This window comes from Micromonospora sp. RTGN7 (assembly GCF_033804645.1).
In the GTDB taxonomy this organism is placed as follows: domain Bacteria; phylum Actinomycetota; class Actinomycetes; order Mycobacteriales; family Micromonosporaceae; genus Micromonospora.
Map to the genome: position 1 here is coordinate 21348 of NZ_JAPZLF010000026.1, position 24581 is coordinate 45928.

Below are 24581 nucleotides of genomic sequence, written 5' to 3' on the forward strand. Positions count from 1 at the left end.
GGACCCGCGGCAAGGAGGGTTACTCGTCGGTCCGGGGCTGGGCCGGACCCGCGGCAAGGAGGGTTACTCGTCTGCCCCGGGCTGGGCCGGCCGGGACCGGGCGTCGACCAGCGGGTCCCCCGTGGGGGCCACAGTCGGGAACGGCGGCGGGGTGCCGCCGAAGCTCGGGCACAGCGCCTGATGGTTGCACCAGTCGCACAGCCGGCTGGGGCGGGGCCGGAAGTCCTGCCGGGCGGTGGCCGCCTCGATCGCCTGCCACAGCGCCACCACGGTCCGTTCGAAGCGCACCAGCTCCTCGGCGTCGGGGGTGTAGTCGCAGACCTGCGCGTCCTTGAGGTAGAGCAGCCGCAGCACCCGGGGCACCACGCCCCGGGTGCGCCACAGCACCAGCGCGTAGAACTTCAGTTGGAACAGCGCCCGGGCCTCGAACGCCTCCCGGGGTGCCCCGCCGGTCTTGTAGTCGACCACCCGCAGCGCCCCGTCCGGTGCCACGTCCAGGCGGTCGAGATATCCCCGGATCAGCAGCTCGCCGTCGACCACTGCGGAGATCAGCGCCTCCCGCTCGGCCGGCTCCAGCCGCCGCGGGTCCTCCACCGCGAAGTAGCCCTCGAGCAGCCCGGCCGCCGAGCGCAGGAATTCACCCGTGCCGGCCGGGTCCTCCGCGTCGAACAGGGCGGCCAGCTCCGGCTGCTCGGTGACCAGCCGGTCCCACTGCGGTCCCACCAGGTCGCCGGCCGCCTCCGGGGTGCGCCCCGCCGCCGGCAGGTCGAACAACCGCTCCAGCACCGCGTGCACCAGCGTGCCACGGGCCTGCTCCATGCTGGGCCGCTCGGGCAGCCGATCGATGCTGCGCAACCGGTAGAGCAGCGGGCAGGTCTTGAAGTCCGCCGCCCGCGACGGCGACAACGACGCCCGGACCGTGGCTGGTGCCCCTGTCGTGGCCGGTGCCCCCGCCGTGGCCGGTGCCCCCGCCGTGGCCGGTGCCGCTGTCGTGGCCAGTGCCTGCTGCTGGTCAATCACCGGTTCCGCCGTCATGCCCGGAAGGTTAGGCCACCGGTCCGACAAGCCCGCCGACGCCGCTCCGCGGGGTCGGCGTCGGCGGGGGGTCCGTAGCATCGGGGCGATGGAGCAGCAGAAAGCCCGGCCGCCGCGGCGGCCACAGAGACGCGCCGTGCTCACCGTCGGCCGGGTGTTCGGGGTGCCGCTGCACCTCGACGGGTCGATGCTGCTGCTCACCCTCCTCGTCACCGTGATGTACGCCGAGTTCGCCCGCCGCCAGCTCGACCTTTCCCAGGCCGCGGGCTACCTGATCGGCTTCGCTTTCGTCGTGTCGCTGCTCGGCTCGGTGCTGCTGCACGAGCTCGGCCATGCCCTCACCGCCCGCCGATACGGCATCGGTGTGCGGGGAATCACCCTGGAGCTGCTCGGCGGGTACACCGAGATGGACCGCGACGCCCCCAGCCCCCGGATCGACCTGCTGGTGTCGCTGGCCGGCCCGGCGGTCTCGGCGGTGCTCGGCGTCGTGGCCGTCGCCGCCACCTGGGCCCTGCCCGACGGCACCCTGGCCAACCAGCTCGCCTTCCAGCTCGCGGTGAGCAACGTCATCGTCGCGGTGTTCAACCTCCTGCCCGGCCTGCCGCTGGACGGCGGCCGGGCGCTGCGCGCCGCCGTGTGGGCGCTCACCCGGGACCGGCACACCGGCACCGAGGTCGCCGGCTGGGTCGGCCGGGTCGTTGCCGGCGGCACCGCCGCGCTGGTCGCCGTCCTGGCGGTCAACCGGCTGCTGGCGCCCCTGGCGCTGCCGCTGATGCTGCTGGTCGCGTTCACCCTGTGGCGCGGCGCCGGGCAGTCCGTGCGCCTCGCCCGGATCAGCCGCCGGTTCGCGCTGATCGACCTGCGCCGGCTGGCCCGTCCGGTGCTGCCGGTGCCCACCGGCACTCCGCTGGCCGAGGCGCAGCGCCGTCGGGCCGAGGGTGCCCGGCCCGACGCGGCCATCGCCGTCACCGACGGCGCAGGCCGGCCGATCGCCCTGGTCGACCCGGTGGCCGCCGACGCCGTACCGGCGGCGCGGCGGCCCTGGATCGCCGTCGACGCGGTGTCGCGGTCCCTGGCCACCCTGCCCACCCTGCCGGTCGGCCTCGACGGCGAACGGGTGATGGAGGTCGTGCAGACCCACCCGGGCGCGCAGTACGTCGTGACGGCAGGCGAAGATGTCGTCGGCGTTCTGCACATCGCGGATCTGGCGCAGCTCCTGGAACCCAAACGGAAGATGAACACGTGACCGCACACCCCTCCGCCCTCCCGGCCGACCCCGGCACACCGGTGCCCGCCGACACCCCGGCACCGCCCGTGCCGGCGGCCCCAGGCCCCGACGCGGCCTCAGACACGCCGAGCCGGGGCCACCACAGGGGGCCGTTCCGCCTCGGCGACCGGGTGCAGCTGACCGACCCGAAGGGGCGGATGCACACGGTCACCCTGCAACACGGCAAGGCCTTCCACACCCACCGGGGCATCCTGGAGCACGACACGCTGATCGGGCTGCCCGACGGCAGCGTCGTGACCACCTCCGGCGGCGGGACCGCATTCCTCGCGCTGCGCCCGCTGCTGTCGGACTACGTGCTCTCCATGCCGCGCGGCGCCCAGGTGATCTACCCGAAGGACTCGGCGCAGATCGTCGCCATGGGCGACGTCTTCCCCGGGGCGAAGGTGCTCGAGGCCGGCGCCGGCTCCGGCGCGCTGAGCTGCTCGCTGCTGCGCGCCGTCGGCACGACCGGTGAGCTGCACTCCTACGAGGTGCGCGACGACTTCGCCCAGATCGCCCGGCGCAACGTCGAGGCGTTCTTCGACGGCCCGCACCCGGCGTGGCACCTGCACGTCGGCGACGTGGCCGGGTGTGCCGAGACCGGCTTCGACCGAATCATCCTGGACATGCTGACCCCCTGGGAGACCCTCGACATGGTCGAGCGGGCGCTGCTGCCCGGCGGGGTCTTCATCGGGTACGTGGCCACCACCCCCCAGCTCTCCGAGCTGGTGGAGGCACTGCGCGAGCGTGGCGGCTGGACCGAGCCGCGGGCCTGGGAGTCGCTGGTGCGCGACTGGCATGCCGAGGGCCTGGCTGTGCGCCCCGACCACCGGATGATCGCGCACACCGCGTTCCTGGTCTCCGCCCGCAAGCTCGCCCCCGGCGTCACCGCCCCGCCGCGGCGGCGCAAGCCCAGCAAGGGCGCCGAGGCGTACGCCGAGCGGCGGCAGGCGCTGCGTGAGGTCGAGGCCGCCCGGCAGGCCGCCGTGGCCCCGGCCGCCGAGGCGCTGCCCGAGGCACCGGAGGAGCGGGACGCGTCGTGACCAGCCAGCGGGACCCCTCGGGCGGGAGCGGGCGGGTGACCGGGTCCGGCTCGGTGCGACCCACCGGCCCGGGTCGGTCGACGGGAGGCGGCATGGGCGAGCGGACGGCCCGGCCCGGTGACGGCCGGCCCGGTGACGGCCGCGAGCGGGGGGAGGCGTCGTGAGTCAGCCCGGCTTCGGCGGTCAGGACGTGCCGGCGGTCTTCCCGGACTGGTCGCCCTACACCGACCTGGAATCGGCGGCGCGGGCCTACCTGCGGGACCCCGACGTAGCCCTGGAGGCCCTCGGCGGGGTGCTGGGCGGCGCGTCCGTGCTCGGCTTCACGCTGGAACGCTTCGTCAACGAGGTCAACGGGGTGTGGCAGGAGGTGGTGGTCTGCGACGGCAGCCGCCTGGTGCTCTGGCACGGCGAGGACGTGCCGCCGGGGGAGGGGCCACCCGGGTCGATGACGTCGTCACTGCGGGTCGTGCCGGTCTCCACCGTCACCGAGGTGGGCTGCCGGCGGCGGCTCACCCGGGCCGACGACGGCGGGATCCGGGTCGACAGCATCGACGTCTACCTGCTGCTCACCTCGCTGGACGAGGCCCCGCCCAGCGACGAGATCGGCGGGACGCCCCGGCACGACGCGCTGCGCTTCGGCAAGACCCTCGACGACGGCGGGGCCGGTCAGATCGCCCGGCTGGAGGAATTCGCCCGGCTGGTCGCCTCGGTGGTCGGCCGGCCGATGCTCTGACCGTCGGCGACCCGCCGGGCGGTGGGGGCGCGGGCGGTCAGTCGTCCTCGGCGTCCGGGCCGGCGACCTCGGCGCCGTCGCTGCCGCGCACCACGTGGATGCACTCGCCCGGGCACTCCTTCGCCGAGTCGATCACTTCCAGGCGCAGGTGCCCGGGCACGTCCGCCCGGCTGCCCGGGGCCAGCCGGAGCTCGCCGTCGGCGCCCTTGACGTATGCCAGGCCGTCGACGTCGAACTCGAAGACCTCCGGCGCGTACTGCACGCAGAGGCCGTCGCCCGTGCAGAGGTCCTGGTCGACCCAGACCTGTAACTCGTCGGTCGCGACATCGGTCACCGGCGTACCCCCCATGTTCTCCCGTCCCACGTCACGACGGTACCCGAACGCCGGGACCTGCCCCTGCGGCCACCCTGGCGATCAAGGTTCAGTGACGAGGGTGTTGCGTGGGACCGAATCGGCCTCATAGCGGCTAGTGTGAGGGCAGAACGTTCAAGCCCCCCGGGGAGGTGGGACGTGGCACGCAGCGACGACGCGGACTCGCGCGCCGCACGGTGGGAGAAGGAGGCCCACGATCTCTCCACGCAGGTCGCGTTCCTTCAGGAGGAACTCGCCCTGGTGCGGCGCAAGTTGACCGAAAGCCCCCGACACGTCCGGCAGCTCGAAGAGCGGCTGGCGGCCACCCAGGCACAGTTGGCGCGGCTGACCGAGAACAACGACCGGCTTGTGAGCACTCTCAAGGAGGCCCGCGCGCAGATCGTGACGCTCAAGGAGGAGATCGACCGCCTCGCGCAACCGCCGAGTGGCTACGGTGTCTTCCTGGCGGCGCACGAGGACGGCACGGTGGACGTGTTCACCGGGGGGCGCAAGCTCCGGGTCGCCGTCTCACCCTCGCTGGACGTCGCGGAGCTGCGACGTGGCCAGGAGGTCCTGCTCAACGACGCACTCAACATCGTCGACGCGTTCGGCTTCGAACGGGTCGGCGAGGTGGTGATGCTCAAGGAGATCCTCGTGGGTCCCGACGGCGCACCGGGCGACCGGGCGCTGGTGGTGTCCCACTCCGACGAGGAGCGGATCGTGCACCTCGCCGATACCCTGATCGGCTCGCCGATCCGGGCCGGTGACTCGCTCATGATCGAGCCCCGCTCGGCGTACGCGTACGAGCGGATCCCGAAGAGCGAGGTCGAGGAGCTGGTTCTGGAGGAGGTGCCCGACGTCGACTACACCGACATCGGTGGCCTCCAATCACAGATCGAGCAGATCCGCGACGCGGTGGAGTTGCCCTTCCTGCACGCGGACCTGTTCCGCGAGCACCAGCTCCGTCCGCCCAAGGGCATCCTGCTCTACGGGCCACCCGGTTGTGGCAAGACGCTGATCGCCAAGGCCGTGGCGAACTCGCTGGCCAAGAAGATCGCCGAGCGGCTGGGCAAGGACAGGCACACCAGCTTCTTCCTCAACATCAAGGGCCCGGAGCTGCTCAACAAGTACGTCGGCGAGACCGAGCGGCACATCCGGCTGATCTTCCAGCGGGCCCGGGAGAAGGCCGGCGAGGGCACTCCGGTCATCGTGTTCTTCGACGAGATGGACTCGATCTTCCGCACCCGTGGCTCCGGCGTCTCCTCCGACGTGGAGAACACGATCGTCCCCCAGTTGCTCAGCGAGATCGACGGCGTGGAGGGGCTGGAGAACGTCATCGTCATCGGCGCCTCCAACCGGGAGGACATGATCGACCCGGCCATCCTGCGCCCCGGCCGGCTCGACGTGAAGATCAAGATCGAGCGTCCGGACGCCGAGGCGGCCAAGGACATCTTCTCGAAATACATTCTCGCCGGCCTGCCGCTGCACCCCGACGACCTCGCCGAACACGGCAGCGACCCCCAGGCCACCGTCGCCGCCATGATCGACGCGGTCGTGCTGCGGATGTACTCCGAGACCGAGGAGAACCGCTTCCTCGAGGTGACCTACGCCAACGGTGACAAGGAAGTCCTCTACTTCAAGGACTTCAACTCGGGCGCGATGATCCAGAACATCGTCGACCGGGGCAAGAAGATGGCGATCAAGGCATTCCTCACCTCCGGCCGCAAGGGCCTGCGCCTGCAGCACCTCCTCGACGCCTGCGTCGACGAGTTCCGCGAGAACGAGGATCTGCCCAACACGACCAACCCGGACGACTGGGCTCGCATCTCCGGCAAGAAGGGCGAGCGGATCGTCTACATCCGCACGCTCGTCTCCGGTGGCAAGGGCACGGAGGCCGGCCGGTCGATTGAGACCGCCAGCAACACCGGTCAGTACCTGTAAACCCGATCAGCACACGACGGGGCCCGCGACGGAAGTCGTCGCGGGCCCCGTCGTGTCCCGGAACCCGGGGACTGTCCGACGACGACACCCGGCACGGCCCGCACCCCCGCGACGCGTGGCGCGGACTACGCTCGAGGTGTGACGCAGGGACCGGGTCGGCGAGCGGAGCGGGTAGGTCGATGAGCGTAAGACGAATCATGGGCACCGAGGTCGAGTACGGCATCTCCGTCCCCGGCCAGCCGGGCGCCAACCCGATGATCACCTCGTCCCAGGTGGTCAACGCCTACGGGGCGCGTCCTGAACTCAACCGGGGCGGCCGGGCCCGCTGGGACTACGAGGAGGAGTCGCCGCTGCGCGACGCCCGCGGCTTCACCTACTCCGGCGCCGCGTACGACCCGGCCGAGGCCCTCGCCGACGAGGACCTGGGCCTGGCCAACGTGATACTCACCAACGGCGCCCGGCTCTACGTCGACCACGCCCACCCGGAGTACTCCACTCCGGAGGTGACCAACCCTCTGGACGTGGTGCGGTGGGACAAGGCCGGTGAGCGGGTGATGGCCGAGGCCGCCCGCCGGGCGGCCACCATCCCGGGCACCCGGCCCATCCACCTGTACAAGAACAACACCGACAACAAGGGCGCCAGCTACGGTACGCACGAGAACTACTCGATGCGTCGGCAGACGCCGTTCGCCGACATCGTGGCGTACCTGACGCCGTTCTTCGTCACCCGGCAGATCGTCTGCGGCGCCGGCCGGGTCGGCATCGGCCAGGACGGCAGTCAGAACGGCTTCCAGATCTCCCAGCGCGCGGACTTCTTCGAGGTCGAGGTCGGGCTGGAGACCACTTTGAAGCGGCCGATCATCAACACCCGCGACGAGCCGCACTCCGACGCCGACAAGTACCGCCGGCTGCACGTCATCATCGGCGACGCCAACCTCTCGGAGATCTCCACGTACCTCAAGGTCGGCACCACGGCGCTGATCCTCACGATGATCGAGGAAAAGGCGCTCGGTGCTGATCTGGGCATCGCCGACCCGGTGAGCGAGCTGCGCGCGGTCAGCCACGACCCGTCGCTGACGCACCGGATGCGGTTGCGCGACGGGCGCCGGCTGACCGCCCTGGATCTGCAGTGGGCATATTTCGAGCGGGTCCGGTCCTTCGTGGACGACCGGTACGGCACGGACGCCGACGCGCAGACCATCGACGTGCTGGACCGCTGGGAGAGCGTCCTGGACCGCCTCGGCCGCGACGTGTTCCTCTGCGCCGACGAGCTGGACTGGGTGGCGAAGCTGCGGCTGCTGGAGGGCTACCGGGAGCGGGAGGAGCTGGGCTGGGGCTCGCACAAGCTTCAACTGGTCGACCTGCAGTACTCCGACGTTCGGCCGGAGAAGGGCCTCTACCACCGGTTGGTCTCCCGGGGGGCGATGAAGACGCTGCTGACCGACGAGCAGACCCGCACCGCGATGACCGAGCCGCCGGAGGACACCCGGGCCTACTTCCGGGGCCGCTGCCTGGCTCAGTACGCCTCCGAGGTGGTCGCCGCGAGCTGGGACTCGGTGATCTTCGACGTGGGCCGGGAGTCCCTGGTGCGGGTGCCGATGATGGAGCCCGAGCGGGGCACCCGTCAGCATGTGGGCGCGCTCTTCGACCGGTGCGTCAGCGCCAAGGACCTGCTGGAGACGCTGACCGGCGGCTGACCGCCTGTCGATGCGGGCCCGCCGCGCGCCGGAAGCCGGCGCGCGGCGGGCCTTTTCGTCGCCTCCGCGAGGTAAGTTCATCGGAGACGATCGTGGAGGAGGCGGCAAATGGCCACTCATGACAGCGGCGGGCAGTCGCAGTCGGGCAAGGCCCGGCAGGGCGAGGAGATCGAGGACGTCACCACCGAGGCGAACCCGGAAGTCGCCGAGCGGCACGCCGAGATCACCGAGGACGTCGACGATCTGCTCGACGAGATCGACTCCGTCCTGGAAGAGAACGCCGAGGAATTCGTGAGGGGCTATGTGCAGAAGGGGGGAGAATAATAATAAATATCCGATTCACCTGACGTGCCGGACAAGGCGTGCCCCAGTGTGAGCGCCTGCTGCCCGCGAGCGAGTTCCATCGCAACCGGCGGCGAATAGACGGGCTGGCCTATAACCCAGCCGGGTCACAACGCCCGTGGCAAGGAGACGGCGCAGCGGCGCGGACCCGCAATATCTGGCCCACGATCATCGCACCGGGTGGGTGCGCGGGATACTCTGCTTCAACTGCAACGGTGGTCTTGGCCAGTTCCGTGACAGTCCCACGAGGCTGGCCAGGGCGATCACGTACCTGAGAGGAACCACGTGGCAGCGGGTTTTGATCCATCCGGGCGTCTACCAGATGTGTTCACCAACGCGGGGACGTCGTCCTTCACCACGTTCCTGAGCAAGGCTGCTCCCGAGATGCTGCCCGGCCGTCGGCCGCTGCCGCCGGGCATGGCCGCCGATCTGGCGCCGCACGCGACCACGATCGTGGCGATCTCGGCCGCCGGCGGCGTGGTGATGGCCGGCGACCGTCGGGCCACCATGGGCAACCTGATCGCCCAGCGGGACATCGAGAAGGTGCACCCGGCCGATGCGTACTCGCTGGTCGGCATCGCGGGCACCGCGGGCATCGGCATCGAGCTGATGCGGCTGTTCCAGGTGGAGCTGGAGCACTACGAGAAGATCGAGGGCGCGATGCTCTCGCTCGACGGCAAGGCCAACCGGCTGGCCTCGATGATCCGTGGCAACCTGGGCGCGGCCATGCAGGGCCTCGCGGTCATCCCGCTCTTCGCCGGCTTCGACCTGGCCGCCGCCGACCCGGCCACGGCCGGGCGGATCTTCAGCTTCGACGTCACCGGCGGCCCCTACGAGGAGACCGGCTACGACGCGATCGGCTCCGGCTCGCTCTTCGCCCGGTCGGCGCTGAAGAAGCGCTTCCGGGCCGGCCTGTCGGTCGACGACGCGGCGCGGCTCGCGGTCGAGGCGCTCTACGACGCGGCCGACGACGACACCGCGACCGGCGGCCCGGACCTGACCCGTCGGATCTACCCGGTGGTGATGACCGCGACGGCGGAGGGCACCCACCGGCTCACCGACGCCGAGACGGCCGCCATCGCCGAGGCCGTGGTCTCCGCCCGGATGGAGAACCCGGGCGGCTGATCCCGCCTCCGCCAGCCCCAGTCAGCAGTCGTCGCACCCAGCGCCCAAAGGAGAACCGCCGCCGTGGCCATGCAGTTCTACGCCTCGCCCGAGCAGATCATGCGCGACCGCTCCGAGTTGGCCCGCAAGGGCATCGCCCGGGGGCGCAGCGCGGTGGTCCTGAGCTACGAGGGTGGGGTGCTCTTCGTCGCGGAGAACCTCTCCAGCACCCTGCACAAGGTCAGCGAGATCTACGACCGGATCGGCTTCGCCGCCGTCGGCCGGTACAACGAGTTCGAGAACATGCGCCGCGCCGGGGTCCGGATGGCCGACCTCAACGGCCTGAGCTACGACCGGCGCGACGTCACCGGCCTGGCGCTGGCCAACGCGTACGCGCAGACCCTCGGTGCCATCTTCACCGAGCAGTCGAAGCCGTTCGAGGTGGAGATCTGCGTGGCGGAGGTGGGCGCGACGCCGGAGGACGACGCGCTCTACCGGCTGACGTACGACGGTTCGATCAACGACGAGCCGGGTCGGATGGCGATGGGCGGGCAGGCGGAGGCGATCTCCGGGTCGCTGAAGTCGCAGCACCGGCCGGACATGTCGCTCGGCGAGGCCGTACGGCTGGCCCTGGCGGCGCTGAGCACCGTCGGCGGTGAGGGCGGCGCGGCTCGTACCATCGCGGCCAACCAGTTGGAGGTGGCGGTCCTGGACCGCCGCCGGGTGGGGCGGACGTTCCGGCGGATCACCGGGGCGGCCCTGACGGCGCTGCTGGACGGCGACAGCGCCGGGGCGGAGCCGGCCCAGGAGCGTCCGGACACCCCGACGACACCGACCCAGGAGGCGAAGAAGCCGACCACCTCGGCCGGTTCGGCGGACCTGGAGGGTCAGCGGGAGACCGACACGCCCGAGGCGTGAGGCGGCGGCCTCGGCCGCGTGGCGTCGTCACCCGACCGGTCACCCCATGCGAGGGGTGGCCGGTCGCGTGCGTCCGGAGGCCGTGCGAGCGGCGCGGACGGTCGGCGTGCGCGGCCCGCCCCGTCGAGTCGGGTGTGGGCGGCGGGCTGCCGGGGGCGCGGGCGGTCGGGGTGCCGGGGTGGTCAGCCCTGCCCATTCGGGGCCCGAGAGGGCTAATGTCACATCATGGAGCGGCGAATCTTCGGCCTCGAGACCGAGTACGGCGTCACCTGTACCTACCGCGGGCAGCGGCGGCTGTCCCCTGACGAGGTCGCACGGTACCTGTTCCGTCGGGTGGTGTCGTGGGGCCGGTCGAGCAACGTGTTTCTGCGCAACGGCGCCCGGCTCTACCTGGACGTCGGCTCCCACCCGGAGTACGCGACCCCGGAGTGCGACTCGGTGATGGACCTGGTGGCCCACGACCGGGCGGGGGAGCGGATCCTGGAAGGGCTGCTCATCGATGCCGAGAAACGGCTGCACGACGAGGGCATCGCGGGCGAGATCTACCTGTTCAAGAACAACACCGACTCGGCCGGAAACTCCTACGGCTGCCACGAGAACTACCTGGTCTCCCGGCACGGGGAGTTCGGCCGGCTGGCGGACGTGCTGATCCCGTTCCTGGTCACCCGGCAGCTGATCTGCGGTGCGGGCAAGGTGCTGCAGACGCCCCGCGGGGCGGTGTACTGCCTCTCCCAGCGCGCCGAGCACATCTGGGAGGGGGTGTCGTCGGCGACCACCCGGAGCCGTCCGATCATCAACACCCGCGACGAGCCGCACGCCGACGCGGAGCGGTACCGGCGACTGCACGTCATCGTTGGTGACTCGAACATGAACGAGGTCACCACGCTGCTGAAGGTCGGTTCCGCGGACCTCGTCCTGCGGATGATCGAGGCAGGGGTGGTGATGCGGGACCTGACGCTGGAGAACCCGATCCGGGCGATCCGCGAGGTGTCGCACGACATCACCGGGCAGCGCAAGGTGCGGCTGGCCTCCGGCAAGGAGGTCAGCGCGCTGGAGATCCAGCAGGAATACCTCACGAAGGCGATCGAGTTCGTGGAGCGGCGCGGCGGGGACCAGACGGCCAAGCGGGTGGTGGAGCTCTGGGGTCGGGTGCTGAGCGCGGTGGAGACCGGTGACCTGGAGCCGGTGTCCAGGGAGATCGACTGGGTGACGAAGCTACGGCTGATCGAGCGGTACCAGCGCAAGAACGACCTGCCGCTGTCGCACCCCCGGGTGGCGCAGATGGACCTGGCTTACCACGACGTGCGGCGCGGACGGGGCCTGTACGGGCTGCTGGAGCGGCGCAAGGAGGTGGATCGGGTGGCCACCGACCCGGAGATCTTCGAGGCGAAGGAGACTCCGCCGCAGACCACCCGGGCCCGGTTGCGCGGTGAGTTCATCCGGCACGCGCAGGAGAAGCGGCGGGACTTCACGGTCGACTGGGTGCACCTGAAGCTCAACGACCAGGCGCAGCGCACCGTGCTCTGCAAGGACCCGTTCCGGGCGTACGACGAGCGGGTGGAGCGGTTGATCGCCAGCATGTGACCGGCGTGGCTCCCGCCCGCGGCGCTGGTCGCGGCGGGCGGGGCGCGGCGGGTAGGCTGGCCGTGCCATGACGACGTCTGAATCTCCCGAGCGCGACCGCGGCGCCGAGAAGCTGAACTGGATCGACCGGCGGCGCGAGAAGATCCGTACCGAGATCGAGCGGAACCGGCGCGGCGAGTTCACGGTGCCGACGTGGGTGCTGGGGCTCGCGCTGGCGCTGATCGTCGGCGGCTGGCTCGCGTTGATCTTCTTGGTCTGAGGCCCGCCCGCCGCACCTCCCCGCCGGCGACGGCGCGGTCTCGGACCGTCAGCCGCGCTGCCCCGGTGCCCGGGCCAGTGCCGCGGCGTGCCGGCCGGCGGCCGCGGCGGCCAGGAAGTAGGCGTGATCGGCGTCGAGGCCGCGGCCCATGGTGGACAGCGGCACGGCGCTGGCGCGCAGCGCGGCGTCGAGGCCGGTGGTGGGCACCCGGACGATCCGGTGCCGCCCGCCGAGGGCAGCGAGCGCGGTGTCCACGTCCCGGGCCAGGTCCGGGTCCAGTCCGTCGGGCACCACCAGATCCGCCGGGGCGAGCGCGACCCGGCCGTACGCGGTGAGGCTGTGGTGGGACACGCCCCGGTGCCGGGGGCGGGGGTCGGCGTCGGAGATCCGCAGTGAGCCGACCGGGTGCCCGCCGAGGGCGGCGACGGCGTTGACTGCCTCGCCGACGGCCACCCCGGAGTAGCCCCAGCGGGTGCCGGTGCCGAGGTTGCCGGGGCCCTGGGCGAGGATCACGACGTCGGCGGCGAGCACGTGCCGGGCGGCGAGCAGGCCGCTGTGCACGGTGGTGGCTTCCAGGTCGCCGCCGAAGGCCTGCCCGACGCTGACCGTTCCGGCGAGCTGGTCGCGCAGCCCGTCGAGGGTGCGGGAGAACCAGGCGGGCAGCGCCCCGCCGTCGGTGAGTACGTACGCCACCCGGGCGTCGGGGGCGTCGGCGCGCACGCCGGCGAGGATCGCCGGGAGGGCGGAGTGCAGGTCGGCGGTGACGACGGGCAGCCCGGCGATGTCCTCGGCGGCCTCCAGGACCGCCCGGTGCGGGCTGGCCTCCTCGTCGACGCCGAGCAGGATCGGTTGCAGCGGGGTGTAGCGGGCCTTGACCAGGTGCCCGGCGTCGCGGGTGTCGCGCGCCTGCGGCGGGTCGGGCGGCAGCCGGTCGGGCAGGGCCACTACGAGGGCGTACCCGCCGGTGCCGAGGCCCATCAGCAGCGCGCCGGCGTTGAGTAGCACCCGGTCGCCGGGTTCGGGGCGGCCGACCAGCTCCGGGTAGGCCAGGGCCCGCATGGTGCCGCCGTCGGTCAGCTCGACGTCCAGCTCCATCGCGCCGGTCCACTCCCGCCGCAGCGCCGTCACGGTTCCCGTCCGCCATCGCACCATGTCCGGCACGCTAGCGGCCCCGGGGGGCGTGCCGCGACGGCGGGGTCAGCGGGGCGGGTCGTCCTGGGTGTGTCGGGCACGTCGCTCGCGTGCCCCGGGGCGGGAGGGGGTGGGGTCGAGGAAGACGTACCCGATCTCGGGGTAGCGCGTGGTGAGGCGGCGCTCGGCCTCGTCGGCGGCGGCCTCGAGGTCGGCGCCGGTGGCGTCGTCGCGGAAGTCGACCTTGGCGGCGACGAGCATCTCGTCGGGACCGAGCTGCATGGTGAGCAGGGTGTCGATGCGTTCCACGGCGGGCAGGCCGTTGAGTTCCTGCTCGATCTCCAGGCGCAGCCGTTCGGGGACGGAGCGGCCGACCAGCAGCGAGATGTTGGCCTTGGCGAGGGTGATCGCCACGACGAGCAGGAGCAGGCCGATGGCGATGGAGGCGAGGCCGTCCCAGAGTTCGGAGCCGGTCCAGTGCGACAGTCCCAGGCCGGCCGCGGCCAGTAGCAGGCCGATCAGGGCCGCGCTGTCCTCCAGGAATACGGCCTTGACGGCGGTGTCGGCGGTCAGCCGTAGGAACCGTCGCGGGGTGGTCCGCCAGCGGCGGGACTCGCCGCGGATCTGCCGCACCGCCCGGGCCAGGGAGATCGACTCGATCGCGAACGACACGGCCAGCACGACGTACGAGATGAGGTAGTCGCCGCTGTGCTCGTGCACCAGGATGGTGGTGACGCCGTGGGTGATGGCGAAGCCGGCGCCGGCGACGAAGGTGAACAGCGCGGCGAGGAAGGCCCAGACGTACCCCTCCTTGCCGTGCCCGAAGGGGTGCCGGACGTCGGCGGGGCGCGCGCCGCGGCGCAGCGCCAGGAAGAGCAGCACCTCGGTGGTGGTGTCGGCGACCGAGTGGGCGGCCTCGGAGAGCATGGCCGCGGAGCCGGAGACCAGGCCGGCCACCAGCTTCGCCACGGCGATGGCGAGGTTCGCCGCGCCGGCGACCACGACGGTGCCGAGGCTTTCGGACTTGGCATCCGGTTCCGGCATGGGGTCACCCTATGGCGGCGGGCCGGGGTGCCGCCGGCCGAGCGGCGATGAGTCGCGCCGCGGGCGCTACCGGCGGCCCGTGCGACCCGCCGTGGCCGTCTTTCGCCGACCGAGAGTGACCGTCGCGGCGTTGGCACGACGCGCCCACGTGGGTACCCGGTCTGATCGCTCGGGCTGCTAGCGTTGCGCCGTGTCGCGGACCCGCACCGAGCGCCTGGTCAACCTGGTGATCTGCCTGTTGTCGACGCGACGGTTCCTGACCGCCGCGCAGATCGCCGCGACCGTGCCCGGTTACGAGCACGATCCGGAGGACGCGAAGGACCACGAAGCGTTCCAGCGCAAGTTCGAGCGGGACAAGGCCGAGCTGCGGGAACTCGGGGTGCCGTTGGAGACCGGCACGGCCAGCGCTTTCGACACCGAGCCCGGCTACCGGATCGCCCACCGGGAGTACGCGCTGCCGGACATCCTCCTGGAGCCGGACGAGGCCGCCGCGGTGGGCATCGCGGCGCGGCTGTGGCAGCACGCGGGCCTGGCCGCCGCGGCGTCGTCCGGGCTGGCGAAGCTGCGCGCGGCCGGGGTGGACGTGGACCCGCAGGCCACGTTGGGGCTGGAGCCGATGGTCATGGTCGACCCGGCGTTCGCGCCGTTGACCGCCGCCGCCCGGGACCGCCGGGAGGTCAGCTTCGACTACCGGGTGCCCGACCGGGACGCCTCGACCCGCCGCCGGCTGCAGCCGTGGGGGGTGGTCTGCTGGCGGGGCCGGTGGTATGTGGTGGGCCATGACCTGGACCGGGCGGCGACGCGTTGCTTCCGGCTCTCCCGGGTCGTCGGCGCGGTCCGGGTGACCGGTGCGCCGGGCGGGTACGTGCCGCCGGTGGGGGTGGACCTGATCAGCCACGTGGCGCACTGGTCGGGGCCGGTGGAACGCACCGGGCGGGCGACGGTGCTGGTCGGCCCGGGGCGCGCGGCGGGGCTGCGCCGCTGGGCGGTGGAGGCCGCGCCGGGACCCGACGGTGACCGGCTGGTCCTGCCGTACGCCGACGCGGAGTTCCTCGCCGGGCAGTTGGTGGGGTACGGCCCGGACGTGCGGGTGCTGGACCCGCCGGAGGTGCGCGAGGCGGTCATCCAGCGACTCAAGGAGATCGCCGCCCGGCACGAGGAGCTGACCGTGACCGGAGGTGCCCGATGACCCGCCCGGCCAGCCGTCCCGCCGCCCGTTCGACCGGTGCCCGTCCCGTGGGGGCCCGGGCGGCCGGCAACCGGGCCTCGGCCGACCGGCTGGCCCGGCTGCTGAATCTGGTGCCGTACCTGCTGGCCCGGCCGGGGATCGAGATCGCCGAGGCGGCCGGGGACCTGGGGATCACCGGGCGGCAGTTGCGGGAGGACCTGGAGCTGCTCTGGGTGTGCGGGTTGCCCGGTTACGGCCCGGGTGACCTGATCGACATGGCCTTCGACGGCGACCGGGTGACCATCACCTACGACGCCGGGATCGACCGGCCGCTGCGGCTGACCCCGGACGAGGCCCTCGCCCTGGTGGTGGCGTTGCGGATGCTGGCGGAGACCCCGGGGGTGACCAACCGGGAGGCCGTGGAGCGGGCCCTGGCGAAGATCGAGGACGCGGCCGGTGACCTGGTCTCCGCCCCGGTCGAGGTGCGCATTCCCGTCGACAGCCGACGGGTGGAGGAGCTGCGGGCGGCGGTGGAGCGGGGCCGGGCGCTGCGGATCACCTATTACACGGCGGCCCGGGACGAGAGCACCGAGCGCGTCATCGACCCGTTGCGGATGCTGATGGTGGGCGGCCGGGCGTACATGGAGGCGTGGTGTCGCCGCGCGGAGGCGGTGCGGCTGTTCCGGGTCGACCGGATCGACGCGGTCACCGAGTTGGACGAGCCGGCGGTGGTTCCCCCGCAGGCCCGCCCGCACGACCTGACCGAGGGGGTGTTCCGTCCCTCGCCGGGCCTGCCGCTGATCACCCTGCGGATCGGTCGGGGCGAGCGGTGGATCACGGAGTACTACCCGTGCGAGCGGGTCGAGGCCGGCGACGGCGACCAGTGGCTGGTGTCGCTGCGGGTGACCGATCTGGGCTGGGCCCGCCGGTTCGTGCTGGGGCTGGGGCCGGGCGTGACCGTGGTGGCCCCGGCGGAGTTGGCCGAGCAGGTCCGCGCCCAGGCCGTCGCCGCCCTTGAGGCGTACGCCACGCCCGACGCCGTGCGGTCGGCCGCCCCGGCGGGGTCCGTGCCGTCCCGGTAGGCTGGCCGTCGTGGTGACGTGGATCGTGGTGGCGGTGGTGCTCTTCGCGCTCGTGGTGCTGGCGTTGGCCGTGCGGCCGGTGGTGGGGAGGTTGCCCCGGTTGCGTCGCGCCGCCGTGGCGTTGCAGGGTCGCCAGGTCGAGGCGGAGGCGCTGCGGGTCACCGCGGAGGCGCTCCAGGAGCGCGCGGAGGCCCTCCAGGGGCAGGTGACCGTGACCCAGCAGCGGCTTGAGCTGATCAAGGCGAAGCGCGGCCACTGATGATCGGCGGCGGTCGGTGTGGTGGGTGGTTTGTTGCCCCACTTGGCCGAAGTGTCCGCCGCCGACGGTTGACGGGACGCGCGGGGTTGGTCAAGACTTCACCGGCCGGCCGTAACCACCAGCGGGCCGGCGGGTGGCAACGGGCCGTCACGGACGTACGATGGGCTGCGGTACACCCCTCACGACGACACAGAGCGACTGGAGCTTCCCATGGGTGCCCTCAAGCCGTGGCACATCGCCGTACTCGTGGTCGTGTTGATCCTGCTGTTCGGCGCGAAGCGGCTCCCTGACGCGGCTCGTTCGCTGGGCCGTTCGCTGCGGATCATCAAGGCCGAGACGAAGAGCCTGCACGACGACGACCGCGACCTGGCGGAGAAGGCCGACGCGCAGGCCGGCTACCAGCCGCTGCAGCCGCAGGCTGGCCAGCCGACCCAGCAGCCGTACGTGCAGCAGCAGACCTACGGTCAGCAGCCGTACGCCCCGCCGCAGGCTCCGCAGCAGCCGGTCATCGACCCGGTGCAGCGCGTCCGCGACAACTGACCGGCGGGCCCACCACCGTGGCCTTCGCCCTGCGTAAACGCGGCCCCAGCACCTTCGAACGGGCCGCTGACGGCTCGATGACGCTCATGGAGCACGTTCGTGAGCTGCGCAACCGGCTGTTCCGGGCGTCCCTGGCGATCCTGGTCGGCTTCGGCTTCGGCATCTGGCTGGCGGAGCCGGTGCGCAGGTTGCTCTCCCAGCCGTACTGCGAGCTGCCGGCGTCGATCGACCCGAGCACGGGCAAGTGCAACTTCGTCCAGCTCGGCGTCGCCGACGTCTTCCTGCTCAACCTGAAGATCGGCCTCTGGGTCGGGTTGATCGTCGCTGCTCCGGTCTGGCTCTACCAGCTCTGGGCGTTCATCGCGCCGGGCCTGCACCGCAACGAACGGCGCTACGCGTACATCTTCACGGCTTTGGCGGCGCCGCTGTTCGCCGCCGGGGCGGTGCTGGCGTTCTTCGTCACCACCAAGGGGCTGGAGTTCCTGCTCAACGTCTCCGGCGACGATATCGCGACGACCCTTGAGGTCACCCGATACATCTCGTTCGTCACGAACCTGATCCTGCTGTTCGGGGTGGCGTTCGAGTTCCCCCTCATCGTGCTGATGCTCAACTTCGTCGGGCTGGCCAGCGCGAAGCGGCTGCTCAGTTGGTGGCGGGTGGCGATCTTCGTGTTCTTCGCCTTCTCCGCCGTGGTCACTCCGACGCCGGACCCGTTCGGCATGACGGCCCTGGCCCTCTGCCTGACCGCGCTGTACTTCGCCGCGGTCGGTGTGGCGTTCCTCAACGACCGGCGGCGAGGGCGGGGCAAGGAGGCCTACGCCGGGATCGCCGACGACGAGGTGTCGCCGTTGGAGCTCGACGACGATCCGATCGCGCCCGGCCAGCGGGTCGAGGCCGCGGCACCGGTCGCCGCTGCGGCGCCGATCGAGCGCCGCTACGACGAAATGACCTGACCGGACTCGGTCCGCACCCGCGACGACGGGGGCCGTCCCACCTCGGGGCGGCCCCCGTCGTGTGGGGTCGCCGTCGTACGTTCCACCGTGTCGGTCTGCGGCCGCCGCGCGACGCGACGTCTGACGATCTCCTCGGCCCGCTCCGCGCGGTCGTCGACGGACTGCTCGCGCCACCGCCCTGACCGAGCCGGTCGGTGACGGGGGTGACCCGGGCCACGAGGCGCTCGTGAGTCCACGTCCGGCACTCGCGATATGGTGACTGCGCCCCTGATCGGCACTGACAGCCCCTTCGGCAGGAGAAGTTCTGATGGCCCAGACGCCCCTAACCGTGACCGTCACCGGCGCAGCCGGACAGATCGGATACGCGCTGCTGTTCCGGATCGCCTCCGGGCAACTGCTCGGCGGTGGCAGGCCGGTGAAGCTGCGGCTGCTGGAGATCCCGGCGGCGGTGCGCGCGGCCGAGGGCACCGCCCTGGAGTTGGACGACTGCGCGTTCCCGCTGCTGGCCGGGGTGGAGGTCTTCGACGACCCGAAGCAGGCGTTCGAGGGCGCCAACGTGGCGCTGCTGGTCGGCGCGCGTCCCCGCACCAAGGGGATGGAGCGGGGGGACCTGCTCGAGGCCAACGGCGGCATCTTCAAGCCCCAGGGCGAGGCGATCAACGCTGGCGCCGCGTCCGACATCAAGGTGCTGGTGGTGGGCAACCCGGCCAACACCAACGCCCTCATCGCCCAGGCGCACGCCCCCGACGTGCCCGCCGACCGCTTCACCGCGATGACCCGGCTCGACCACAACCGCGCGGTCGCGCAGCTGGCGCGCAAGCTTCAGGTCTCCGTCGGGCAGATCAAGAAGCTGGCGATCTGGGGCAACCACTCGGCCACGCAGTACCCGGACGTCTCCCACGTCGAGGTCGACGGTCGCCCGGCGACGGAGCTGCGCGAGGACCGGTCCTGGCTGGCCGACGAGTTCATCCCCCGGGTCGCCAAGCGGGGCGCCGAGATCATCGAGGTCCGGGGGGCGTCGTCGGCGGCGTCCGCCGCGTCCGCCGCGATCGACCACGTGCACGACTGGATCAACGGCACGCCCGAGGGCGACTGGACCTCGGCCGCGATCGTCTCCGACGGCTCCTACGGCGTGCCGCAGGGCCTGATCTCGTCGTTCCCGGTCGTGGCCCGGGACGGCCGGTTCGAGATCGTGCAGGGGCTGGACATCGACGAGTTCTCCCGGCAGCGCATCGACGCCTCGGTGGCGGAGTTGCAGGAGGAGCGCGCGGCCGTGCAGAAGCTCGGCCTGCTCTGACCCTGGTGGTCGGAGGGCCCGCGGAGCCGACGTGCTCCGCGGGCCGTTTCGCGTCCGCCGACCCGCCGTCGCGGCTGCAGTGACCGGGGCGGGCCGGCGTTCCGGTGGCCCGGTCAGGCCAGGACGCTGCGGTGGGCGCGGATCAGCTCGGCATAGCGGTGTCCGCTGGCCTTGACGGTGCGCCGCTGGGTGTCGTAGTCGACGTGGACCAGGCCGAACCGCTTGTCGTACCCGTACGCCCACTCGAAGTTGTCCAGCAGCGACCAGGCGAAGTACCCGGCCACGTCGACGCCCCGGGCGGCGGCCGAGGCGCAGGCGGCGAGATGTCCCTCCAGGTAGCGGGTGCGCTCCGGGTCGTCGACGGCGCCGTCGGGGCCGATCCGGTCCGGCCAGGCGGAGCCGCTCTCGGTGACGTGGATGGGCCCGGCGCCGTACTCCTCGCCGAGGCGCACCAGTAACTGCTCCAGGCCGGCCGGGTGGGTCTCCCAGCCCATCGCCGTCTCGACGGCCCCGGGCACCGGCACCTGGCGCGCGTACGGCGGGGGACCGTCGGGGTCGGCGACGACGCGCTGTCGGAAGTAGTAGTTGAGCCCGAAGAAGTCCAGCGGGGCGGCGATCGTCTCGAGGTCGCCGGGGCGCACCGGCGGCGCGGTGCGGTAGACCTCCAGCATGTCGGCGGGGTAGCCGCGGCCGAAGAGCGGGTCCAGCCACCACCGGTTGACGTGCCCGTCGGCGCGGGCGGCGGCGGCGACATCCTCGGGGCGGTCGCTGGCCGGCTCGATCGGGCTCAGGTTGCACACCACGCCGACGGAGGCGGGTTCGGCGGCGTGCGCGCGGATCGCGGCGGTGGCCAGCCCGTGACCGAGCAGCAGGTGGTGGGCGGCGGGGACGGCCAGCGCGAGGTCGCTCTCCCCGGGGGCCATCCGGCCCTCAAGGTGGCCGATCCAGGCCGAGCAGAGCGGCTCGTTGATCGTGGCCCAGTCGCGGACCCGGTCGCCGAGCGCGTCGGCCACCACGGCCGCGTAGTCGGCCAGGGCGTATGCGGTGTCCCGCGCCGGCCAGCCGCCCCGGTCCTGCAACGCCTGCGGCAGGTCCCAGTGGTAGAGGGTGACGAACGGCCGGATGCCGGCCTCCAAGAGGGCGTCGACCAGCCGGTCGTAGAAGGCCAGCCCGGCCGGGTTGACCCGGCCGGTGCCCTCGGGCAGCACCCGGGGCCAGGCCACCGAGAACCGGTACGTGTCGACGCCGAGCCCGCGCATCAGCGCGACGTCCTCGGGCCAGCGTCGATAGTGGTCGCAGGCCACGTCGCCGGTGTCGCCGTTGTCGATCGCGCCGGGCACCCGGCAGAAGGTGTCCCAGATGGAGGGTGTGCGGCCGTCGGCGTCAACGGCCCCCTCGATCTGGTACGCGGATGTCGCCACGCCCCAGCGGAAGTGGGCGGGCAGGGCGGTCGGGTCGGCCACAGACGTACTCCTTCGGTTCCGGGTGGGGGTGGCGCGGGACGGTCGGGAGGGCGGGACGGATGGTCGCGGGGGCGCGCGGGCGCGCCGGGGATGCCCAGCGTCCCGGTTTGCCACCTTCTTCACAGCTTAGTTCATAGCCTTAATCGTGGCGTTGAGGCATTCTGGTGGGGGCGGCCGGCCGGTGACGCCCGGGGAAGGACGCGGGTCGATGGACGTCAGACGCACCACCGTGCGCGACATGCGTCGCGCCAATCGCGCGGTGCTGCTTACCCGGATCTGGCTGGACGGCCCGCTCAGCCGCCACGAACTGGGGCAGTCCACCGCGCTGAGCCTGGCCAGCGTGAGCAACCTGGTCGGCGAGATGATCGGCGAGGGGTTGGTCGAGGTGGCCGGCCTGGTGGAGTCCGATGGTGGCCGGCCCCGGGTGCTGCTGCGGGTGGCGCCTGGCTACGGCTACCTGGTCGGCGCCGATGTCGGCGAGACCCGGATCCAGGTCGAGCTCTTCGACCTGACGATGACCGCGTTGGCGAAGGCGGAGTACCCGCTCGACGTCGCCGCGCCCGACCCCGGCCAGGTGGTGGCCCACCTGCTGCACGGGCTCATCGCGGTGACCGAGCAGGCCGGCGTCGACCCTGGCACCGTGCTCGGCCTGGGGGTGGCCGTCTCCGGCACGGTGGAACGCGCCGCCGACGCGGTCGTGCACGCCCAGACGCTCGGCTGGGAGGGCGTTCCGCTGGGTGCCATGCTCGGCGCCGGCACCGACATCCCTGTGCACGTCGACAACGGCGCGAAGACCCTCGGTCAGGCCGAGATGTGGTTCGGCGCCGGCCGGGGTGCCCGGCACGCCGTCGTGGCGCTGGTCGGCTCCGGGGTGGGCGCCGCCGTGATCACCGACGGGGTGAGCTACCGGGGCGCGCACAGCAGCGCCGGCGAGTGGGGGCACACCACCATCGCGTACGCCGGGCGTCGGTGCCGCTGCGGCAACCACGGCTGCCTGGAGGCGTACGTCGGCGCGGAGGGCATCCTCGACCGCTACCGGCAGGCCAACCGGGGTCGGCCGGCGGCCGGCGGCGACGAGGAGAGCGCGCTGGGGGAGTTGCTGCGCTCGGAGACGAAGACCGCCGAGGCGGTGCTCGACGAGACGGTGGGCTACCTCGGCGCCGGGGTGGCGAACCTGATCAACCTATTCAACCCCGAGCGGGTGGTGCTCGGCGGGTGGGCCGGGCTCGCCCTGGGCGAGCGGTTCCTGCCCCGGATCCGGGAGGTCACCGCCCGGCACGCGCTGCGCCAGCCGTACGCCCAGGCCTCCATCGAGCTGTGCCAGCTCGGGCCCGACGCGGTCGCGATGGGCGCGGCCACGCTGCCGATGGTCCGGCTGCTGCGCGACGGCGGGGTGCCCCGCTCGGCCGGCGCCGTCCGCGTTGACGCGTTGCCGCGCCCGGGCCGCCGCCCGCGCACCCGCTGACCCGGCGCGGTCAGGCTTTTCCTGCTCACGTCGTGACCGCATCTTGTCCTGCTCACGTCGTGGGGAAGGGGGCCGGTCAGACCGGGAGGCCGACGGCCGTGGCCAGGCAGGCCACGTCGGCGGGGAGTGGTCCGCCGCGCGCAAGGTCGGTGATCAGGGTACGGGCCAGTTGCCGTAACCGGACCTTGGCCGGCGCGGTCCGGTCCACCTCGACCAGCGTGCGTCCCGCCGCGAGCGGGCCGCCGACCTGGAGATACGCGCGGGCGGCGTCGAGCAGGTAGGCGACCCGAGCTTCGGCCGGTCGTCGACCCCCGCAGGGCGATGCGGGTGGGAAGGCAACGAGAGGCGGCTCGGCGAGTTCGAGGTCGCCGGTCCGACGGGCAGGCGAGAAGCCATACTGGAGCGGTGAACGCGCAGGCTCGCCGTACCGCCCGGCTCATGGTGGCAGGCACGACTTCTGACGCAGGCAAGAGCCTCGTGACGACCGCGCTGTGCCGAGCGTTCGCGCGGAGAGGAGTCGCGGTCGCCCCCTTCAAGTCGCAGAACATGTCGAACAACTCAATGGTGTGCGCCGACGGGGCGGAAATCGGCCGCGCGCAGTGGGTGCAGGCGCTAGCCGCTGGCGCAAAGCCGGAGGCGGCCATGAACCCGGTGCTGCTGAAACCGGGCGGGGACCGGCGCAGCCATGTCGTCGTCATGGGCAAGCCGGCGGGCGAGATTAGCAGCAAGGAGTTCGTCGGCGGCCGGACACACCTGGCCGAGGCCGCCTACGCCGCCTACGACGACCTATCCTCGCGCTACGACCTTGTCGTGGCCGAGGGGGCTGGCAGCCCAGCAGAGATCAACCTGCGGGCCGGCGACTACGTGAACATGGGCCTCGCGCGGCACGCGGACATGCCGGTGGTGATCGTCGGGGACATCGACCGCGGTGGCGTCTTCGCGGCACTGTACGGCACCTTGGCGCTGCTCGAGCCGGCCGACCAGGCGCTGGTGGCCGGTTTCGTCGTCAACAAGTTCCGCGGCGACGCCACGCTGCTCGGGCCCGGCCTGCGGCGGCTGGAGGAGATTGCGGCGCGTCCGGTCCTGGGCACCCTGCCCTGGCGCTCCGACGTGTGGCTGGACTCCGAGGACGCGCTCGATCTGGAGAGTCGGCGCGCCGGTACCGGGGGCGCGCTGCGGGTGGTCGTCGTGCGGCTGCCCCGTATCAGCAACTTTACCGACATTGACGCGTTGGGGCTCGAGCCCAATGTGGACGTCGTGTTCACCGCCGACCCGCACGACGTGGCCGACGCCGACCTCGTCGTCTTGCCCGGCACCCGGGCCACCGTCTCCGATCTCGCCTGGCTTCGCTCCCGTGGGCTAGATCGGGCGATCGTCCGACACGCGGAGGCAGGACGCGCGGTGTTCGGCGTCTGCGGAGGGTTCCAAATGCTCGGCCGCCATGTGCATGATCCCAACGGTGTCGAAACCGGCGAGCCGACGAGCGTGGCAGGACTGGGACTCCTGCGGGCCGAGACGACGTTCACCACGCGGAAGGTGCTGCGCCTCCCGAGTGGTGAGGCGTTCGGTGCACCTGCGTCGGGCTACGAGATCCATCACGGGCGCGTCACCCGCGACGCGGATGCCACCGAGTTCCTGGGAGGGGTTCAGGACGGCAACGTCCTGGGCACGATGTGGCACGGCAGCCTGGAGTCCGACGCTCTGCGCACGGCCGTGCTCGACCTCGTCGCGCGCGCTCGCGGCGGATCGTTTGCGCCGTCGGGCGTCAGCTTCGACGCTGCCCGTGAGGCTCGGTTGGATCTGCTCGGGGACCTGGCAGAAGAGCACCTCGACGTCGACGCGTTGCTGACCCTGGCCGAGCATGGCGTTCCCGCCGTCCCCGTGGTCGGGCCGTACGCGTGAGA

25 protein-coding genes are annotated in these 24581 nt (G+C 72.3%); 19 read left to right on the forward strand and 6 right to left on the reverse strand.

Translation table 11 applies throughout. From position 1 onward, the window contains the following. Positions 1–63: 63 nt before the first annotated feature. Positions 64–1035 carry a RecB family exonuclease gene (locus SNR22_RS26480; protein ID WP_320069387.1) on the reverse strand — a complete coding sequence of 324 codons (972 nt, stop codon included), beginning with the start codon at positions 1033–1035 and terminating at the stop codon, positions 64–66. A gap of 154 nt (positions 1036–1189) precedes the next feature. Between SNR22_RS26480 and SNR22_RS26485 the strand changes: the two genes are divergently transcribed. The 3 genes from SNR22_RS26485 (at position 1190) to SNR22_RS26495 (ending at position 4078) form a co-directional block, all read left to right on the forward strand. Further along, positions 1190–2281, forward strand: coding sequence for a M50 family metallopeptidase (locus SNR22_RS26485; RefSeq protein ID WP_320069429.1), 1092 nt, complete (start codon positions 1190–1192; stop codon positions 2279–2281). Positions 2282–2349: 68 nt separating this feature from the next. Further along, entirely contained in the window at positions 2350–3345 is a 996-nt protein-coding gene (locus tag SNR22_RS26490) for a tRNA (adenine-N1)-methyltransferase (protein WP_320069430.1), read from the forward strand. A gap of 160 nt (positions 3346–3505) precedes the next feature. Beyond that, entirely contained in the window at positions 3506–4078 is a 573-nt protein-coding gene (locus SNR22_RS26495; protein WP_320069388.1) for a hypothetical protein, read from the forward strand. Positions 4079–4115: 37 nt separating this feature from the next. Here SNR22_RS26495 and SNR22_RS26500 read toward each other — a convergent pair whose 3' ends face one another. Then, positions 4116–4412, reverse strand: a complete 297-nt coding sequence (locus SNR22_RS26500) for a ferredoxin (RefSeq protein ID WP_320069431.1) — start codon at positions 4410–4412, stop codon at positions 4116–4118. A 177-nt stretch (positions 4413–4589) separates the two neighbouring features. On the opposite strand from SNR22_RS26500, the gene arc reads away from it, so the two are divergent. From arc to SNR22_RS26540, 8 genes are all read left to right on the forward strand, one after another. After that, a complete protein-coding gene (arc, locus tag SNR22_RS26505; RefSeq protein WP_320069389.1) occupies positions 4590–6371 on the forward strand; it encodes a proteasome ATPase in 1782 nt (593 codons plus the stop codon). 179 nt (positions 6372–6550) lie between these two features. Next, positions 6551–8068 carry a depupylase/deamidase Dop gene (dop, locus tag SNR22_RS26510; protein ID WP_413775717.1) on the forward strand — a complete coding sequence of 506 codons (1518 nt, stop codon included), beginning with the start codon at positions 6551–6553 and terminating at the stop codon, positions 8066–8068. Between the two features lie 108 nt (positions 8069–8176). Beyond that, positions 8177–8392 (forward strand): ubiquitin-like protein Pup, encoded by a 216-nt coding sequence (locus SNR22_RS26515; RefSeq protein WP_117667512.1) that lies wholly within the window; start codon positions 8177–8179, stop codon positions 8390–8392. A gap of 202 nt (positions 8393–8594) precedes the next feature. Continuing rightward, positions 8595–8777 (forward strand): endonuclease domain-containing protein, encoded by a 183-nt coding sequence (locus SNR22_RS26520; protein WP_320069433.1) that lies wholly within the window; start codon positions 8595–8597, stop codon positions 8775–8777. Beyond that, positions 8696–9535: a proteasome subunit beta gene (gene prcB / locus SNR22_RS26525; protein WP_320069390.1), complete on the forward strand. Its 840-nt coding sequence runs from the start codon at positions 8696–8698 to the stop codon at positions 9533–9535. Before SNR22_RS26520 ends, prcB begins: the two co-directional genes overlap by 82 nt. A 63-nt stretch (positions 9536–9598) precedes the next feature. Then, positions 9599–10432: a proteasome subunit alpha gene (gene prcA / locus SNR22_RS26530; RefSeq protein ID WP_320069391.1), complete on the forward strand. Its 834-nt coding sequence runs from the start codon at positions 9599–9601 to the stop codon at positions 10430–10432. Between the two features lie 225 nt (positions 10433–10657). Further along, the gene (pafA, locus tag SNR22_RS26535; protein WP_320069392.1) at positions 10658–12016 is read left to right on the forward strand and encodes a Pup--protein ligase; all 1359 of its coding nucleotides are present in this window, start codon (positions 10658–10660) and stop codon (positions 12014–12016) included. Positions 12017–12083: 67 nt separating this feature from the next. Continuing rightward, the gene (locus SNR22_RS26540; RefSeq protein ID WP_320069393.1) at positions 12084–12275 is read left to right on the forward strand and encodes a hypothetical protein; all 192 of its coding nucleotides are present in this window, start codon (positions 12084–12086) and stop codon (positions 12273–12275) included. A gap of 48 nt (positions 12276–12323) precedes the next feature. Here the strand turns inward: SNR22_RS26540 and SNR22_RS26545 are convergent, their stop codons facing one another. Both SNR22_RS26545 and SNR22_RS26550 read right to left on the reverse strand, forming a co-directional pair. Then, positions 12324–13427: a DUF3866 family protein gene (locus tag SNR22_RS26545; protein WP_320069394.1), complete on the reverse strand. Its 1104-nt coding sequence runs from the start codon at positions 13425–13427 to the stop codon at positions 12324–12326. A gap of 45 nt (positions 13428–13472) precedes the next feature. Next, on the reverse strand, positions 13473–14450 hold the full coding sequence (locus SNR22_RS26550; protein WP_320069395.1) for a cation diffusion facilitator family transporter: 978 nt from the start codon (positions 14448–14450) through the stop codon (positions 13473–13475). Between the two features lie 190 nt (positions 14451–14640). Between SNR22_RS26550 and SNR22_RS26555 the strand changes: the two genes are divergently transcribed. The 6 genes from SNR22_RS26555 (at position 14641) to SNR22_RS26580 (ending at position 19749) form a co-directional block, all read left to right on the forward strand. After that, the gene (locus SNR22_RS26555) at positions 14641–15639 is read left to right on the forward strand and encodes a helix-turn-helix transcriptional regulator (RefSeq protein ID WP_320069396.1); all 999 of its coding nucleotides are present in this window, start codon (positions 14641–14643) and stop codon (positions 15637–15639) included. Continuing rightward, positions 15636–16700 carry a YafY family protein gene (locus SNR22_RS26560; RefSeq protein ID WP_320069397.1) on the forward strand — a complete coding sequence of 355 codons (1065 nt, stop codon included), beginning with the start codon at positions 15636–15638 and terminating at the stop codon, positions 16698–16700. Before SNR22_RS26555 ends, SNR22_RS26560 begins: the two co-directional genes overlap by 4 nt. 10 nt (positions 16701–16710) lie before the next feature. Continuing rightward, complete coding sequence (locus tag SNR22_RS26565) at positions 16711–16959, forward strand: hypothetical protein (protein WP_320069398.1); 249 nt, start codon at positions 16711–16713, stop codon at positions 16957–16959. A gap of 210 nt (positions 16960–17169) precedes the next feature. Next, complete coding sequence (tatA, locus tag SNR22_RS26570) at positions 17170–17499, forward strand: Sec-independent protein translocase subunit TatA (protein ID WP_320069399.1); 330 nt, start codon at positions 17170–17172, stop codon at positions 17497–17499. Between the two features lie 17 nt (positions 17500–17516). Continuing rightward, on the forward strand, positions 17517–18452 hold the full coding sequence (gene tatC, locus SNR22_RS26575) for a twin-arginine translocase subunit TatC (RefSeq protein ID WP_320069400.1): 936 nt from the start codon (positions 17517–17519) through the stop codon (positions 18450–18452). Positions 18453–18759: 307 nt separating this feature from the next. Continuing rightward, positions 18760–19749, forward strand: coding sequence for a malate dehydrogenase (locus SNR22_RS26580; protein ID WP_320069401.1), 990 nt, complete (start codon positions 18760–18762; stop codon positions 19747–19749). Positions 19750–19862: 113 nt separating this feature from the next. On the opposite strand, the gene SNR22_RS26585 is transcribed toward SNR22_RS26580, so the two are convergent. Continuing rightward, positions 19863–21212 carry a GH1 family beta-glucosidase gene (locus SNR22_RS26585; RefSeq protein WP_320069402.1) on the reverse strand — a complete coding sequence of 450 codons (1350 nt, stop codon included), beginning with the start codon at positions 21210–21212 and terminating at the stop codon, positions 19863–19865. 208 nt (positions 21213–21420) lie between these two features. Here SNR22_RS26585 and SNR22_RS26590 point away from each other — a divergent pair, with 208 nt between their 5' ends. Then, positions 21421–22677, forward strand: coding sequence for an ROK family protein (locus SNR22_RS26590; RefSeq protein WP_320069403.1), 1257 nt, complete (start codon positions 21421–21423; stop codon positions 22675–22677). 76 nt (positions 22678–22753) lie between these two features. Here SNR22_RS26590 and SNR22_RS26595 read toward each other — a convergent pair whose 3' ends face one another. Then, entirely contained in the window at positions 22754–22885 is a 132-nt protein-coding gene (locus SNR22_RS26595; protein WP_320069404.1) for a hypothetical protein, read from the reverse strand. A 230-nt stretch (positions 22886–23115) separates the two neighbouring features. On the opposite strand from SNR22_RS26595, the gene SNR22_RS26600 reads away from it, so the two are divergent. Beyond that, positions 23116–24579 (forward strand): cobyric acid synthase, encoded by a 1464-nt coding sequence (locus SNR22_RS26600; protein ID WP_320069434.1) that lies wholly within the window; start codon positions 23116–23118, stop codon positions 24577–24579. Positions 24580–24581 lie beyond the last annotated feature (2 nt).